At 70.3% G+C, this 13,903-nt stretch carries 16 protein-coding genes; 9 read left to right on the top strand and 7 right to left on the bottom strand.

Annotated elements, in window-relative coordinates:
• Nucleotides 1-6 precede the first annotated feature (6 nt).
• The 4 genes from AWU67_RS08980 to AWU67_RS08965 all read left to right on the top strand — a co-directional run bounded on the left by AWU67_RS08980 (nt 7) and on the right by AWU67_RS08965 (nt 4,769).
• Nucleotides 7-2,220, top strand: coding sequence for an acetyl/propionyl/methylcrotonyl-CoA carboxylase subunit alpha (locus AWU67_RS08980; protein ID WP_067228050.1), 2,214 nt, complete (start codon nt 7-9; stop codon nt 2,218-2,220).
• Nucleotides 2,213-2,719 (top strand): MaoC family dehydratase, encoded by a 507-nt coding sequence (locus tag AWU67_RS08975; protein ID WP_067228048.1) that lies wholly within the window; start codon nt 2,213-2,215, stop codon nt 2,717-2,719. The genes AWU67_RS08980 and AWU67_RS08975 overlap by 8 nt, the downstream gene beginning before the upstream one ends.
• Nucleotides 2,716-3,570, top strand: a complete 855-nt coding sequence (locus tag AWU67_RS08970) for an HpcH/HpaI aldolase/citrate lyase family protein (protein ID WP_067228045.1) — start codon at nt 2,716-2,718, stop codon at nt 3,568-3,570. Before AWU67_RS08975 ends, AWU67_RS08970 begins: the two co-directional genes overlap by 4 nt.
• Before the next feature lie 71 nt (nt 3,571-3,641).
• A complete protein-coding gene (locus AWU67_RS08965) occupies nt 3,642-4,769 on the top strand; it encodes an aldo/keto reductase (protein ID WP_082716878.1) in 1,128 nt (375 codons plus the stop codon).
• A 4-nt stretch (nt 4,770-4,773) separates the two neighbouring features.
• Here the strand turns inward: AWU67_RS08965 and AWU67_RS08960 are convergent, their stop codons facing one another.
• The gene (locus AWU67_RS08960; protein WP_067228043.1) at nt 4,774-5,379 is read right to left on the bottom strand and encodes a TetR/AcrR family transcriptional regulator; all 606 of its coding nucleotides are present in this window, start codon (nt 5,377-5,379) and stop codon (nt 4,774-4,776) included.
• Nucleotides 5,380-5,783: 404 nt separating this feature from the next.
• On the opposite strand from AWU67_RS08960, the gene AWU67_RS08955 reads away from it, so the two are divergent.
• Both AWU67_RS08955 and AWU67_RS08950 read left to right on the top strand, forming a co-directional pair.
• Nucleotides 5,784-7,283: a M16 family metallopeptidase gene (locus AWU67_RS08955; RefSeq protein WP_082716877.1), complete on the top strand. Its 1,500-nt coding sequence runs from the start codon at nt 5,784-5,786 to the stop codon at nt 7,281-7,283.
• A gap of 76 nt (nt 7,284-7,359) precedes the next feature.
• Nucleotides 7,360-7,962: a histidine phosphatase family protein gene (locus AWU67_RS08950; protein ID WP_067228040.1), complete on the top strand. Its 603-nt coding sequence runs from the start codon at nt 7,360-7,362 to the stop codon at nt 7,960-7,962.
• A 164-nt stretch (nt 7,963-8,126) separates the two neighbouring features.
• Here AWU67_RS08950 and AWU67_RS08945 read toward each other — a convergent pair whose 3' ends face one another.
• Nucleotides 8,127-8,612 carry a hypothetical protein gene (locus tag AWU67_RS08945; RefSeq protein WP_067228037.1) on the bottom strand — a complete coding sequence of 162 codons (486 nt, stop codon included), beginning with the start codon at nt 8,610-8,612 and terminating at the stop codon, nt 8,127-8,129.
• An 84-nt stretch (nt 8,613-8,696) separates the two neighbouring features.
• On the bottom strand, nt 8,697-9,191 hold the full coding sequence (locus tag AWU67_RS08940) for a GNAT family N-acetyltransferase (RefSeq protein ID WP_067228034.1): 495 nt from the start codon (nt 9,189-9,191) through the stop codon (nt 8,697-8,699).
• A 57-nt stretch (nt 9,192-9,248) separates the two neighbouring features.
• Between AWU67_RS08940 and dapB the strand changes: the two genes are divergently transcribed.
• Both dapB and AWU67_RS08930 read left to right on the top strand, forming a co-directional pair.
• Nucleotides 9,249-10,049: a 4-hydroxy-tetrahydrodipicolinate reductase gene (gene dapB, locus AWU67_RS08935; RefSeq protein WP_067228032.1), complete on the top strand. Its 801-nt coding sequence runs from the start codon at nt 9,249-9,251 to the stop codon at nt 10,047-10,049.
• Nucleotides 10,046-10,489: a hypothetical protein gene (locus AWU67_RS08930; protein WP_425339183.1), complete on the top strand. Its 444-nt coding sequence runs from the start codon at nt 10,046-10,048 to the stop codon at nt 10,487-10,489. The genes dapB and AWU67_RS08930 overlap by 4 nt, the downstream gene beginning before the upstream one ends.
• 44 nt (nt 10,490-10,533) lie before the next feature.
• On the opposite strand, the gene AWU67_RS08925 is transcribed toward AWU67_RS08930, so the two are convergent.
• The 4 genes from AWU67_RS08925 to AWU67_RS08910 are packed head-to-tail and all read right to left on the bottom strand — an operon-like array spanning nt 10,534 to nt 12,911.
• Nucleotides 10,534-11,454 (bottom strand): TIGR01777 family oxidoreductase, encoded by a 921-nt coding sequence (locus AWU67_RS08925; RefSeq protein WP_067232455.1) that lies wholly within the window; start codon nt 11,452-11,454, stop codon nt 10,534-10,536.
• Nucleotides 11,455-11,484: 30 nt separating this feature from the next.
• Entirely contained in the window at nt 11,485-11,910 is a 426-nt protein-coding gene (locus tag AWU67_RS08920) for an OsmC family protein (protein ID WP_067228030.1), read from the bottom strand.
• Nucleotides 11,911-11,932: 22 nt separating this feature from the next.
• Nucleotides 11,933-12,442: a DUF4395 domain-containing protein gene (locus tag AWU67_RS08915; RefSeq protein ID WP_067228027.1), complete on the bottom strand. Its 510-nt coding sequence runs from the start codon at nt 12,440-12,442 to the stop codon at nt 11,933-11,935.
• A complete protein-coding gene (locus AWU67_RS08910; protein ID WP_067228024.1) occupies nt 12,423-12,911 on the bottom strand; it encodes a TlpA family protein disulfide reductase in 489 nt (162 codons plus the stop codon). Before AWU67_RS08910 ends, AWU67_RS08915 begins: the two co-directional genes overlap by 20 nt.
• A 90-nt stretch (nt 12,912-13,001) precedes the next feature.
• On the opposite strand from AWU67_RS08910, the gene AWU67_RS08905 reads away from it, so the two are divergent.
• Complete coding sequence (locus tag AWU67_RS08905) at nt 13,002-13,841, top strand: thymidylate synthase (protein WP_269465231.1); 840 nt, start codon at nt 13,002-13,004, stop codon at nt 13,839-13,841.
• The last annotated feature ends 62 nt before the right edge of the window (nt 13,842-13,903 follow it).

The following is a 13,903-nucleotide window of genomic DNA, read 5'->3' as shown; positions in this document are numbered from 1 at the left end:
GCGGACATGAATATCGACTCTCCCCACGCCACCGAGTCCGCCGCGCCCCCATTCCGCCGGGTGCTCGTCGCCAACCGCGGAGAGATCGCCTGCCGCGTGATCGCGACGCTCCGCCGGCTCGGCGTGACCTCGATCGCCGTCTACAGCGACGCCGACAGCGACGCCAAGCATGTCGGCCTGGCCGACCTGGCGATCCGCATCGGTCCGGCCCCGGCCGGCGAGAGCTACCTCAACGTCGAGGCGGTGATGGCGGCCGTGCACGCGAGCGGGGCGGATGCCGTGCACCCCGGTTACGGTTTTCTCTCCGAGAGCCCGCTGCTGGCCGCGGCCTGCGCCGAGGCCGGTGTGGTCTTCGTCGGGCCGAGCGAGTATGCGCTGAGCGTGATGGGCGACAAGATCCGCTCCAAACGGCACGTGGCCGCCCACGGAGTGCCCGTGACGCCCGGCAGCGAGGGAGGAACGGGCGACGGCGCCGGTCCGGCGAGCGACGCCGAGCTGGCGGCATCCGCGGAACTGCTGGGCTACCCGGTGCTGGTCAAACCCTCGGCTGGCGGCGGCGGCAAGGGCATGCAGCTCGTCGACTCGCCCGATGCGCTGCCGACGGCGCTGGCCTCGGCCCGGCGCACCGCCCGCGCGGCGTTCGGCGACGACACCCTGTTCCTGGAGAAGTTCATCCAGCGCCCCCGGCACATCGAGGTGCAGTTGCTGGCCGACCGCTCCGGCCACACGGTGCACCTCGGCGAGCGGGAATGCTCACTGCAGCGCCGTCAGCAGAAGGTGATCGAGGAGGCGCCGTCGCCGCTGCTCGACGCCGCCACCCGGGCCCGCATCGGCGAGGCGGCCTGCGCGGTCGCCCGCAGCGTCGGCTACGAGGGGGCTGGCACCGTCGAGTTCCTGATCTCGGATGCCGCGCCGGACGAGTTCTACTTCATGGAGATGAACACCCGGCTCCAGGTGGAGCACCCCGTCACCGAGCTGGTCACCGGCATCGACATCGTCGAATGGCAGCTGCGGGTGGCCGCCGGGCAGAGCCTGCCGTGGGCGCAGGAGCAGATTCGGCTGGACGGGCACGCGGTGGAGGCACGCATCTACGCCGAGGACCCGGCGCACGACTTCCTGCCGACGAGCGGGCGGGTGCAGGCGCTCGCCGAGGCGCACGGCGCAGGGGTACGGGTGGACAGCTCGCTCGTTGCCGGTGGCGAGATCGGCTCCCACTACGACCCGATGCTGGCCAAGGTGATCGCCTGGGCCCCGGATCGGGCCGGCGCGCTTGCCCGGCTCGACGCTGCGCTGGCCGAAACGGTCATCCTCGGCGTCGACACCAATCTCGCGTTCCTGCGCGGCCTGCTCGCCGACCCGGCCGTGGCGTCGGGCGCACTGGATACCGGGCTGATCGCGCGCCACTTGGACGCGGCGCCCGGCACGGAAGCCTCGGCCCCCTCGCTGCTGCGGGAGGCGCTCGCGGTCGCCGCGCTCGTGCTCGAGGCGGGCGCGCCCCTGTGGAACGGCCCGCCGTCGCCGTGGCAGGAGCGCTCGGGCTGGCGCATCGGGGGAGCGGGCGCCGCCCGCCCCGCCGTCTGGCGTGTGCGACTCGTGGGCACCGGTAGCGCCACAGCGATGCCAGAGCTCTTCACCGTGAGTGTCCACAGCGGGGTGGGCGAGATGGCCGGGCTCGGCACGCGGGTGATGGTGTTGGATGATGCCGATGCGGGCGGCAGGAGGGCGACACTGCACGAGGCAGCCAGGGCGGGGGGCCTGGTCGCCGCCGCGGGGGCGACCGCCGTGCACGTCGGCATCGCGATCGGCGGAGTGCGGCGGCGCTGGAGCTGGGCCCTCACGGATGACGAGCTGCAGCTGGCCGTGGAAGGGCAGACCTTCCATCTGGCCGTGCTCAGCCGGGAGGCCGAGCTGCAGGGGGAGCTGGCGCGTATCCGTGCCGCCCGGGCCGAGCGGGAGGGCGGGGTGGTGGCGAGCCCCGAGCTGCGCACGCCGACGCCGGGCACCGTTGTGGCGTTGCACGCGGCATCCGGCGATGAGGTCGCCCTCGGCGCCCCGATCGCCACGGTGGAAGCCATGAAGATGGAGCACCAGGTGGCGGCGAGCGTCGCCGGCACGCTGCGACTGCACGTGCGGCTCGGCGATGCGCTGCGCCGCGATCAGCTGGTCGCATCCATTGACGCGCAAGCGGTGAGCCAGCAGGAGAGGAACGGCGATGAGTGACGGAGACGGCGTGGCCAGGGAGGTTGTGCAGCGCGGGCTGTTCTATGAGGAGTTCGAGCTGGGCACGCGCTACCTGCACCGGCCGGGGCGCACCATCGGCGAGGCCGACAATGTGCTGTTCAGCAGCCTCACCATGAACACGCAGGCCCTGCACCTGGACGCCGCCTTCGCCGCCGGGCAGCCGTTCGGCCAGCGACTGGTCAACTCGATGCTCACCCTGTCCACACTCGTCGGGGCCTCGGTCGCTCAGCTGACCCAGGGCACCCTCGTTGCGAACCTCGGCTTCGGCGCCGTCACGTTCCCGCTGCCGCTGTTCCACGGCGACACCCTCTACGCCGAGACGCAGGTCACAGCCAAGCGGCTCTCCTCCTCCCGGCCGGGGCAGGGCATCGTCACGCTGGAGCACACCGGGCGCAACCAGCACGGCGAGGTGGTGGCGACAGCCAGCCGCACCACCCTGGTCTGGTGCGCCGACGCCCTGCCGGGGCAGACGCCATGACGGGCGGCGTCGACATCGGGGGGAGCGGCCCCGCCCTGCTGTTCTGCCCAGCCGACCGGCCCGACCGCTACGCCAAGGCGGCGCAGCGCTCCGATGTCGTCATCCTTGACTTGGAGGATGCCGTCGCGCCCGCCTCCCGCCCGGGGGCACGCGCGGCGCTGGCCGCACACCCGCTCGACCCCACGCGCACCATCGTTCGCGTGAATCCGCACGGCTCCGCCGATCACACCGCCGACATCGCCGCGGCGCTCGCCGCCGGCTACCGCACGCTGATGCTGCCCAAGGCCGAATCGGCCGCCGCAGTGCGCTCCGTCGAGGCGCTCGCCGCAGCGGGTGGGACCACGGGCATCGGCCTCGTCGTGCTCTGCGAGACGGCCGCCGGGGTGCTGGCCGCCCCACAGCTGGCCGCGGAGGAGTCGGTTGCGGCGCTGATGTGGGGCGCGGAGGACCTGGTGGCCTCACTCGGCGGAAGCTCCAGCCGTTTGCCGGACGGGCGCTACCGCGACGTCGCGCGGCATGCCCGTTCCGCGGTGCTGCTGGCCGCCGGCGCCCACGGCAAAGCGGCCATCGACACCGTGCACCTCGACATTGGCGACCTGTCGGGGCTCGCGGACGAGGCACGGGATGCCGTGGCCAGCGGATTCCGCGCGACGGCCTGCATCCACCCAGACCAGGTCTCCGTGATCCGCGATGCGTACCGGCCGAGTGCCGAGCAACTGCGCAGGGCGCTGGCACTCTTGCAGCGCGCGGAGGGCGAGGCAGGGGTGTTCCGCTTCGAGGGGCAGATGGTCGACGAGCCCGTCGTGCGGCATGCCAGGGCGCTGTTGGAACGGGCGGAACACACGGTTTGATAACGGTTCAGTGCTGGCCCCGGTGCGGCGTCGCACCTGCGGGCTAATGTCAAGGTGGGAAAGGGGTGAGCATGACTCAGTTTGTTCGGGTGGGGGCCCGGAATCGCCAGGTGGAGCAGAAGGTGGAGAACTCCGCGCGCCCACCGGACGCACCAGAGCAATCACCGCGTTCCGGTGAGATCTCCGGCCTCTCCGAGATCCCGAACATCGACGTGCATGCGGTGGCGCCCACACCCACGCCAACCCCGACGGGGGCGCACCAGCCGGCGCCGGGTGTACCGCGCCGCCGGGTGGCCGACACCGACCTCGACGTGTTCCCGCTCGCGCTCGGCACGAGCATGTTCGGCTGGGCGCTCGGAGCGGGGGCCTCAGAAGATGTGCTCGACCGCTATCGCGAGCTCGGCGGCAACTTCATCGACACTGCCGACAGCTACGCGGCCGGGCGCAGCGAGCACCTGATCGGCCTCTGGATGCGTCGCTCTGGCTCGCGCGATGCAACCGTCATCTCCACCAAGATCGGGCGCAACCCTGACAATCAGGGGCTCGGCACGGCCGGCATCATTCGGGCGGTGGAGGCCTCCCTGAAGCGGCTGCAGACCGATCGGATCGACCTGCTCACCTTCCACCTGGACGACCGCGGGGTGCACCTGGAGGAGAGCCTCAGCGCCGTTGACTCCCTCATCCGGGCGGGCAAGGTGCGGTACCTGGCGGCCTCGAACTTCTCGGCCGAGCGCCTCCTCGAGGCCCGGGTGTTGGCGGCGAACGGGCTGCCCAGGTTCCGGGTGCTGCAAACGCACTACAACCTGCTGCACCGCGCCGAGTACGAGACGTCGCTCGCGCTCCTCGCCCGCGCCCAGGGCATCGCCGTGATGCCCTACTTCGCCCTGGCCAACGGCTTCCTCGCCGGTGGCTACCGCTCGCGCGCCGCGATCGCCACGACCACGCGTGGGCTGCGCGTCGCCGCCCACCTCAACCGGCGCGGCACCCGCATCCTCTCGGTGATGGACCGCATTGCCGGCGACTTCGATGTGCAGTTGGCCACCATCGCCCTGGCCTGGCTGCAATCCAAGAACAGCATCTGCGCGCCGATTGCCGGGGTCAGCGACCCGAGCCAGCTTGATGCCGTCATGGCAGCCGCCACGTACCGGCTCAGCCGCGCAGACCTCATTGACCTGGAGCGGGCGAGCGCGGGGAGTTGAGCGGCTACTCGTCGTCGCTGGCCGCGCCGGCCTGCCCGATGAGGCGCCCCGTCATCCGCCGCAGAGCGGCCGTCGCCGTTGCCGGGTCGCCGAGATTCGCACTGGCGTAGGCGCCGTCGCGGGCGAGAAAGAAGTCGTCCCGCGCCCGCAGCGGCTCGGGGTGCCGTGCGTCCTGGAACAGCTGCAGCACCATCGCCGTGTACCAGCGGCGGTGTTCGGCGATCGCCAGGCGCACAGGGTGCTGCGGATCGCTGAACTGGGCGGTGGCATTGATGAACGGGCATCCGCGGAAGTCGGGCTTCTCTGCCTCGCTCGCGATGGCCTCCACCAACAGGTGCAGCCGCTCGATCGGGTCCGCCGTCTGGGCGAGAAGGCGGTTGACGATGTCGCGGACGTAGTTGTCGCGCAGCTCGAGGTAGGCGACGGTGAGCAGCTCTTTGGAACGGTAGTACTTGTACAGCGTGGTCTTGGTGACGCCGGCCTCCGCGATGATGCGGTCGATTCCGACGCTGTGCACGCCCTCGTCATAGAACAGGCGGTTGGCCGTCTCCAGGATGCGCACCTTGGCGTGGGAGGCGGGCTGGTCGGGTGAAACACTGTGGACTGCCATCCAGCCCACCTCCTCTGCCAGACAAGGGTGAGAGCTCCTCGCCCTACTTGACAAGTGCTAGGGACACTCGTCCTGTTGCTGTCCCGGAGAGCGTAGGGGCTCTCGGAAGTTGGAGGCTCCCTCCGGCGTTCGGGTCGGCGGGAAGAAATGACGCCAGGTCGAGAACGTGCATCTCAGCGACGTCGGACGGAGTTTTGGGGGTGTCCCCGCTCGACGACGAGATGACAGTAGCACGGGCAGACAGATCTGTCTGCCCTCCCCTTCGCGGGCCCCGCCGCGCCCGGAGCGACGCGGCATCCGGCGCCGGGCGCAAGCCCGTCGTGACGCGGATCCCGCAGCCGTGACACCCCCGGGCGGGGGTCATTTCGGGGCCTCCGTCAGTGCGCTGGCGTAGGGTGGCTGTGATGAATGGTGCAGTTGACTTCCCCTTGGATATGCCCGAGCTGTCTTTTCAGGCTTCGGGTGATGCCCGTGTTCGGCGCACCGTTCTGCCGAGCGGCGTGCGGATCCTGAGCGAGCAGGTGTTGGGCGCCCGCAGCGCCACGATCGGCTTCTGGGTCGCCGTCGGATCCCGCGACGAACAGGCCGCCCGCGCTGCCCGAGCTTCCTCCCCGGCGCACCCCGCGACCTTCGGCTCCACCCACTTCCTCGAGCACCTGCTGTTCAAGGGCACGAAGACACGCACCGCGCTCGACATCGCCGTCGCGTTCGATGCCGTCGGTGGCGAGCACAACGCCATGACGGCCAAGGAATACACCTGCTACTACGCCAAGGTGCGCGACCGCGACCTGCCCATGGCCGTCGAGGTGCTCACCGACATGCTCGCGTCCTCCGTTCTGGACCCGATTGAATTCGAGACTGAACGCGGCGTCATCCTCGAAGAGCTCTCCATGTCGCAGGACGACCCTGCCGATGTCGCCAACGAGAGCCTGTTCCAGGCCGTGCTCGGCGAACACCCGCTCGGCCGTCCCATCGGCGGCACGCCAGAGCACATCGAAGCCGTCACCCGCGACGCCGTGATGGAGCACTACCGCGCCAACTACCGGCCCAACGACCTGGTCGTCTCTGTGGCCGGCGCCGTCGACCACGATGCGCTCGTCGACATCGTGGTGCAGAGCCTGAAGGCCGCCGGCTGGAACCTTGACACGCCGGCCGCCCCTGTTGCGCGCCGCAGCCTGACCGCCGTTCCGATCAGCCAGGGCAGCCCGCTGACGATCGTGAACCGCCCGCTGGAGCAGGTGAACATGCTGATCGGCATGCCGGGCATCGTCGCCGCCGACGAGCGTCGCGTGACCATGAGCGTGCTCAACTCGATCCTCGGCGGCGGGATGTCGTCACGGTTGTTCCAGGAGGTGCGCGAGAAGCGCGGCCTCGCCTACTCGGTGTACTCCTACGCGGCCTCCTACTCGGATGCCGGCGTTTTCGGCCTGTACGCGGGCTGCTCACCGGCCAAGAGCGGCCAGGTCGCCGAGCTGCTGCTCGGCGAGCTGCACCGCCTGGCGGAGCACGGCGTCACCGCGGAAGAGATGAGCCGCGCCAGCGGGCAGCTCTCCGGCGCCTCAGCCCTCGCCCTCGAAGACTCAGACACCCGCATGTCGCGGCTCGGCCGCTCCGAGATCACCCTCGGCGAGTTTGTCGACCTCGACGAGGCGCTGCGCAGGCTCGCCCTCGTCAACGCGGATGACGTGCGCGAGCTCGCCGCCGACCTCGCCAGTGGGCCGCTCTCGCTCGTGGCCGTCGGGGCGATCGACGCCGACGTGTTCTCGTCGATCCTGCCGAGCGGCGCGGCGGCCGAAGCGGCAACCGGGCCGACAGGGTCGACCATGGCTCCGCCAGGCGCACCGGGTGACGCCGTCGCCGCGGCATCCGCCGACTCCTCCGCGCCACGCGCGAACCGGCGCTAAGCCCCCTCCACTCCCGCACACACTTCGTTCCACCCGCGGTACTTCACGCGCTTCGTTCCACAAGAAAGGGTCACTGGTGCCCCACTACCTCTACCTCGTGCGCCATGGCGAGCAGCAGGATGCCGAACATGGCCTCCCCGACGGACCGCTCTCGCCTCGCGGCATCCGCCAGGCGCAGCTCATCGCCGAACGCCTCGGCGGCGTTCCGTTCACCAGCGCCTGGCACTCGCCACTGCAGCGGGCGGCAGAGACCGCCGCGATCATCGCCGAGCGGATGCCGGCCATCACACCGGAGCCCTCCGCGCTGCTGTTCGACTGCGTGCCGTCCGGGCCGTCGCCGGAGACCCCATCGAGCTACGACCCGTTCTTCGGCTCGGTGACGGCTGCCGAGATCGAGGCCGGGCGCGCCCAGATGGAGGACGCCACCGCCGAGTTCCTACAGTCCAGCAGCGCAGACCGGCACGACCTGCTGATCACGCACAACTTCGTGATCGGCTGGTTCGTGCGCGAGGTGCTCGGCGCGCCGGACTGGCGCTGGGTGAGCATCAACCAGGCCAATTGCGGGCTGACCGTGCTGCAGCAGAAGCCGGGCCGGCCGTGGACGCTGGTGACCCACAACGATCTCGGCCACCTGCCGGTAGAACTGCGCACCGGCTTGCCGGAGCAGCTGCAGATCTAGCGGCCCGCTGGGTGAGCTCGTCGGAACCCCGGCAAGCATCGGTGACTGCCCAGAGGATTCCTGGGGAGGGTCTGCCGCCTTTCGCGCCGCTGCGCGTCGCGCCCGTCAGCCGACGCGCTTGCCGTACTAATTCGTCGGGGTCGGATTCTCGTTGACGACGGGGCTCAGTTCGCTACGATCTCCTCCGCGACCCGGCGAATCCGCTGACGAGTCGGGATTGCATCCTGTTCGGCGCGTGCGTACCCGACGTATTGGTCGTATTCGTCATCGAGTTCAGCAAGCACGTTGAGAAGTTCGGAGTCGCTTTCGTGGTGGAATCGTTGGTGCACCCATCGACTGAGTTCTCGCTCCGTCATTCCTCCGGCGAGGAAGCTTCGGCACATTCTGCGCGCAACGAGAGCTTCCAGATCGCCAGCGAGGTCGGGCTGAAGGTTGAGTTCCTCCGCAACACGACCGGCAAGCGCATCCACGGCGAAGGGGTTCTCGTCGCTGGGAAGTCCCGCCAACTCTGCCAGCGCGATCCCGTCCGTTCCATGCACCAGGGCATCAGTCGCCGCATCCGCAAGAGCTCTTTGTCCGTCCGGGAGCCCGACTCTCCACCACGCGAGCGCCTCAACGTGCTGCTCACGGATCAGCGCCTCAGCACCCATGCGAGAATTATTGCATGCGGTCGGTCCGAGACGGATTCCTTCGGAACTGCCTGCCGCCTTTCGCGCCGCTGCGCGTCGTGCCCGTCAGCCGACCCGCTTGCCGTACCAGTTCGTCGCGTTCGGGTTCGCGTTGTACGCGGCGATGTCGGCGTACCCGGCGCGGCGGTAGAGCTGCCCGGCCGACTCGAGGCTCGCATTCGTGTCCAGCACAATCTCCTCGGCGCCGAGTTGCTCCGCCCGGCGTTCCAGCTCGGTCAGCAGCGCGCGCCCGAGGCCTCGGCCGCGAGTGCCCTGGCGCAGGTACAGGTGCTTCACCTCGAAGCGCACCAGGCCGGCATCCGCCCGTTGAATGCGCCGGATGCCGCCGCAGCCGAGCAGCTCGCCACCACCGACCTCGTCCGCCGCGTCGACGACGAGTAGGAACTGGCCTGCGGGGGCCGTGAAATGCTCCGGCAGCGGGAACGTCGGCTGGTAGGCGCCCTGTTCGGGCGGAAACCCGACCGCCCGCTCGGCGAAGTACTCGCCCAGGAGCTCCTGCGCTGCAGCACTCGTCACGTCCGTCTCGACAAATTGCACCATGTCTTCCAGCGTAGGGCTCGCAGCGGCCGGGCAGGCGAGGCTTGCTAGTCTGGCTGGGTGACTTCACGCGTTGCCATCATTGGCGCCACCGGCAAAATGGGACAGCTCGCCGCCCGACTCGTGCGCGACACGGAGGGCTTCGAGCTCGTCGCAGAACTGCACTCCTCGAGCGCGCTCGAGGAGATGCTCGGCAGCGCCGACAACCGCACCGACATCGCCATCGACTTCACCCACCCCGGTGTCAGCCAGCGCGTCGTTGACTTCGCCATCGAGCACGGCCTGAGCGTGCTGGTCGGCACCTCCGGCTGGTCGGCGGATGCCGTGGCGGCGCTGTCCCGCCGGGTCGAGACCCTGGACAACGGCGCGGCCGTGCTCGTCGTGCCCAACTTCTCGGTCGGCTCCGTGCTCGGCACCGCGCTCAGCGCGCTCGCCTCACGCTTCTTTGATTCGATCGAGATCATCGAGGCGCACCACGCCGGCAAGATCGACTCGCCGTCCGGAACGGCCGTGCGCACTGCAGAGCGCATCGCGGAGGCCCGCGGCGCCCTCGGCCCGGTCGCCGCCCCGCACACCGACCAGCGTGCCCGCGGGCAGCAGGTCGACGGCATTCCGATCCACAGCCTGCGGTTGAGCGGGCTCCTCGCCCGGCAGGAGGTCATCCTGGGTGGGGCGGGGGAGACCCTGACCGTGCGCCACGACACCCTCTCGCCGAGCTCCTACGAGCAGGGCATCGTGCTCGCGCTGCGGGCGCTGCCCGGTCTCACCGGTGTGACCGTCGGCCTGGACTCGCTGCTCGACCTCGGGCTGCCGGAAGCGGTCAGCCCCGTCGCACCGCCTGCCGCCGGGCCCGCACTGTGAAGGGCCGCAACGCCGCCATCCTGATGGCGGTCCTGCTCGCGGTGTACATCGTGCTGATCGGGTGGCGTGCCGTGCAGTTCGTGATGACGGGGGAGCCGATCGCGATCGGCATTGGCATCGCCCTCATCGTGCTGCCGCTCGTCGGGGCGTGGGCGCTCGGCCGAGAGCTGCTGTTCGGCATCCGCACGCAGCGCCTCGTCGGGGTGCTGGAGGCCGAGGGCGCGCTGCCGGAGGAGGTCCTGCCGACACGGGCCAGCGGGCGCCCGCTGCGCGACGCCGCCGACGAGGACTTCGGCCGGTTCCAGGCCGAGGTCGAAGCCACGCCGGAAGACTGGCGCGCCTGGTTCCGGCTCGGCCTCGCCTACGACGCCTCCGGCGACCGCCGCCGCGCCCGCACCGCCATCATCCGCGCGATCGCGCTGGAGCGCTCCGCGCACTAGACGCAGCGGGATGCGGGGCAGATGCCGCAGGAGCAGCAGGAACCCTAGCGCCCGAGCATGTCGGCGATCGCCGACTCGGCCGTCTCGTGCCGGAAGCTGAAACCATCGGCGAGCAGCCGCTCCGGCACCACCTTGGCGCTGGCCAGCAGCAGCTGGTCGCCGGCCTCACGCATGGTCAGCGAGATCAGCCGCTCCGGCACGGCGAAGCGGTAGGGCCGGTGCAGCTCGCTGGCGATGGACTTGCTGATGCGGTCGGCGGTTGCCGGGGTCGGCCCGACAACGTTGACCGGCCCGCTCAGCTGCGAGGTGAGCAAGTGCCGGATGGCGGCCGCCTCGTCGTACAGGCTGATCCACGGCCAGTGCTGGCCGCCGCTGCCCATCGGGCCGCCCAGGCCGAGCTTGGTGATCGTCTCGAGCCGGCTCAGCGCACCGCCGTGGCCAAGCACGATGCCGCTGCGGAACGTGACGACGCGCGTCTTCTCCGGTGCCAGGTGCGCGGCCTGCTCCCAGGCCGACACCACGTCGGCCAGGAATCCGCTGCCGCGCAGCGACTCCTCGGTCAGGCGCTCGCCCGGCCGGTCACCATAGATGCCGACAGCCGAGGCGCTCAGGAACACGGGAGGCGGCGAGGACGCCATGCGCATGGCATCCGTCAACGCGTGGGTGGTCTCGATCCGGGACGACAGGATCTGCTTGCGGTAGTCCGCCGTCCAGGGCAGCCGCGCGAGCGAGGCGCCAGACAGATTGACGACCGCATCCACGCTGTTCATCAGGGTGAAGTCGAGGATGCGCGCGGTCGGCGCCCAGTTCACCTCGTTCTCGGCCTGCGGCCGCCGCCGCACCAGGCGCAGCACGGTGTGCCCCGTCGCCTCGAGCTGGCGGGTGAGTTCCGTGCCGATCAGCCCGGACGCGCCGGAGATCAGCACCCGCAGCTGCGACTCCTTCTGGCGTCGGGTGCGGGGCACGGGTCCTGAGCCGATAAAGCCGTCGCCCACCTAAGCGAGGTCGGCTTCGAGGGTGATCGGGATCCCCGCGAGCGCCTGTGAGATGGGGCAGTTCGACTTGGCGTCCTCCGCGATGCGGTGGAACTCTTCCTCGTCGATACCGGGGACGACAGCGTTCACCAGCAGGTGGCTGCCGAGCACGCCCTTGCCGGCCTCGAAGGTGACGGCCGCGGTCGTCTGGATGCTGGTCGGCGTGAAGCCGGCCTGCGTCAGAGCGAGCGAGAACGCCATCGAGAAGCAGGAGGCGTGAGCGGCGCCCAGCAGTTCCTCGGGGTTCGTCGTGTGCGGGGCACCCTCAGAACGGGCCTTCCAGTTCACCGGGAACTCCCCGGCCTGCGATGAGTCCAGTGTGACTGTTCCCGATCCCTCGAAGAGTGATCCGTTCCATACCGTTGTTGCTTCGCTGGTGAGCGCCATTGTGAAACCTCCTTCACCCAGCCTATCCGCGCAGCCGCACCAGCAGGACGTAGATCTGGCATCCGAGGCAGTATCCGAAGACCGCGTTGAGGAACGCCGCGATGAAAGCGGCGGCAGCGGCGATGCCGACCGCGACCGGCAGGCCGAGCAGACCGAGCACGACGCCGATGCCGGTCACCACCAGCCCGACACCCTGCGCGAACGTCGGCGGGCGGGGATCCTCCCACTCGGTCGGCGCCGCCAGCCGCGGCCGCACGAGCTTCTGGAACAGCAGGCCGTAGGGGTGGCGGCGGACGCCGGCGAAGGCGCCCCAGGCGAACAGGGCGGCGATCACGGCGAGGCCGAGAAGTGCGGCCGTCTCGGCTCCGGAGAGCGCAAGCAGCACCACCCCGAACAGCAGTACCGCGGTGATGGCGGCGCTGAAGCGCGGCCCGCGCGGGTCGATTCCGGCAGGGGCTGATGGCCGGGAGTCGGCCTGCGTGACGGCGGGCGTGGCCTGGGCGGTGCCCGGCTCAGCGGGTGGCAGCGACATGGGAGTCCTCTCCGAGGTTCTGCTGGGTTGACAGCTGTTCGATGGCGTGTCTGAGGGTGTCGCGCTCCGGCGCCCCGCCGATGCGGGTGCGCACGCGGCCGGCCGCGTCCAGGATCAGGATCGTCGGCGTCTGCAGCACGTTGAAGCGGCGGGCCAGGTCGGCCCGCTGGCCCAGGTCGATCTCGACCGTGTTGACGCCGTCGTGCTCCGCGGCGACGTGGGAGAGCAGCGCTCGGGTCTGCGGGCAGCGCGCGCAGTACTCGGTGGAGAACTGCAGCAGCGTGGCACGCTCGCCGAACCGCGCGGGGGTGCCGGCGGCATCCGCCAGCTCGGCCGGGGTCAGTGCGGGTGAATCCGAGGTGGCCGCGGTGGCCCTGGCGCGCCCCGTCCTGGCACGCCAGAGCAGGCCGAGCGCCGTGCTCGCGGCGAGCAGGGCAAGGGCGCCGATCAGGGCTGGAAGCCAATTCATGCGGCGAATCTACGCCGGGAAGGCAGCGCGCGGCCGACTGTGACGGCGAATGACAGCCGCAGCCCAGCACCGGCCGACTAGCATCGAGGGGTGAGCGCGACGATCCCCACCCCCGGCATTGCCACCCCGGCCATTTCCACCCCGTACGAAGACCTGCTGCGTGAGGTGCTCGAGACCGGCACGCAGAAGACCGACCGCACCGGAACCGGAACGCGCAGCGTCTTCGGTCGCCAGATCCGTTTCAACCTGGCTGAGGGCTTCCCGCTGATCACCACCAAGCGGGTGCACTTCAAGTCGATCGCCTACGAGCTGCTCTGGTTCCTCCGCGGCGAGAGCAACGTCGGATGGCTCAAGGAGCACGGCGTGAAGATCTGGGACGAGTGGGCGGATGCCGCCGGCGACCTCGGCCCCGTCTACGGTGTGCAGTGGCGCTCCTGGCCGACACCGAGCGGCGAGCAGATCGACCAGATCTCCGAGGTGATCGAGCAGATCAAGACCAACCCGGATTCGCGCCGACTCATCGTCAGCGCCTGGAACCCGGCCGACATCCCGAACATGGCCCTGGCCCCGTGCCACGCCCTGTTCCAGTTCTACGTGGCCGACGGCAAGCTCAGCTGCCAGCTGTACCAGCGCAGCGCCGACATGTTCCTCGGCGTGCCGTTCAACATCGCCAGCTACGCGTTGCTCACCCACATGATCGCCGCCCAGACCGGCCTCGAGGTGGGCGACTTCGTCTGGACCGGCGGCGACTGCCACATCTACGAGAACCACATCGAGCAGGTCACCGAGCAGCTCAGCCGCGAGCCCTACCCCTACCCGACCCTCGAGATCACGGCCGAGCGGCCGAGCGTGCTCGACTACGAGTTCGAGGACTTCGCCGTGCGCGACTACCAGCACCACCCCGCCATTCGCGGCGCTGTCGCCGTATGAGCGACGTCTCAGCCAGCGCGGATGCCGGCCTCGCCCCTGCCGGCCCGACCCCTGCCGGCCCG

This window comes from Microterricola viridarii, assembly GCF_001542775.1.
Classification (GTDB): Bacteria; Actinomycetota; Actinomycetes; order Actinomycetales; family Microbacteriaceae; genus Microterricola; species Microterricola viridarii_A.
Note: the sequence above shows the minus strand (reverse complement) of the source record. Positions and strands in the feature narration are given on the sequence as shown.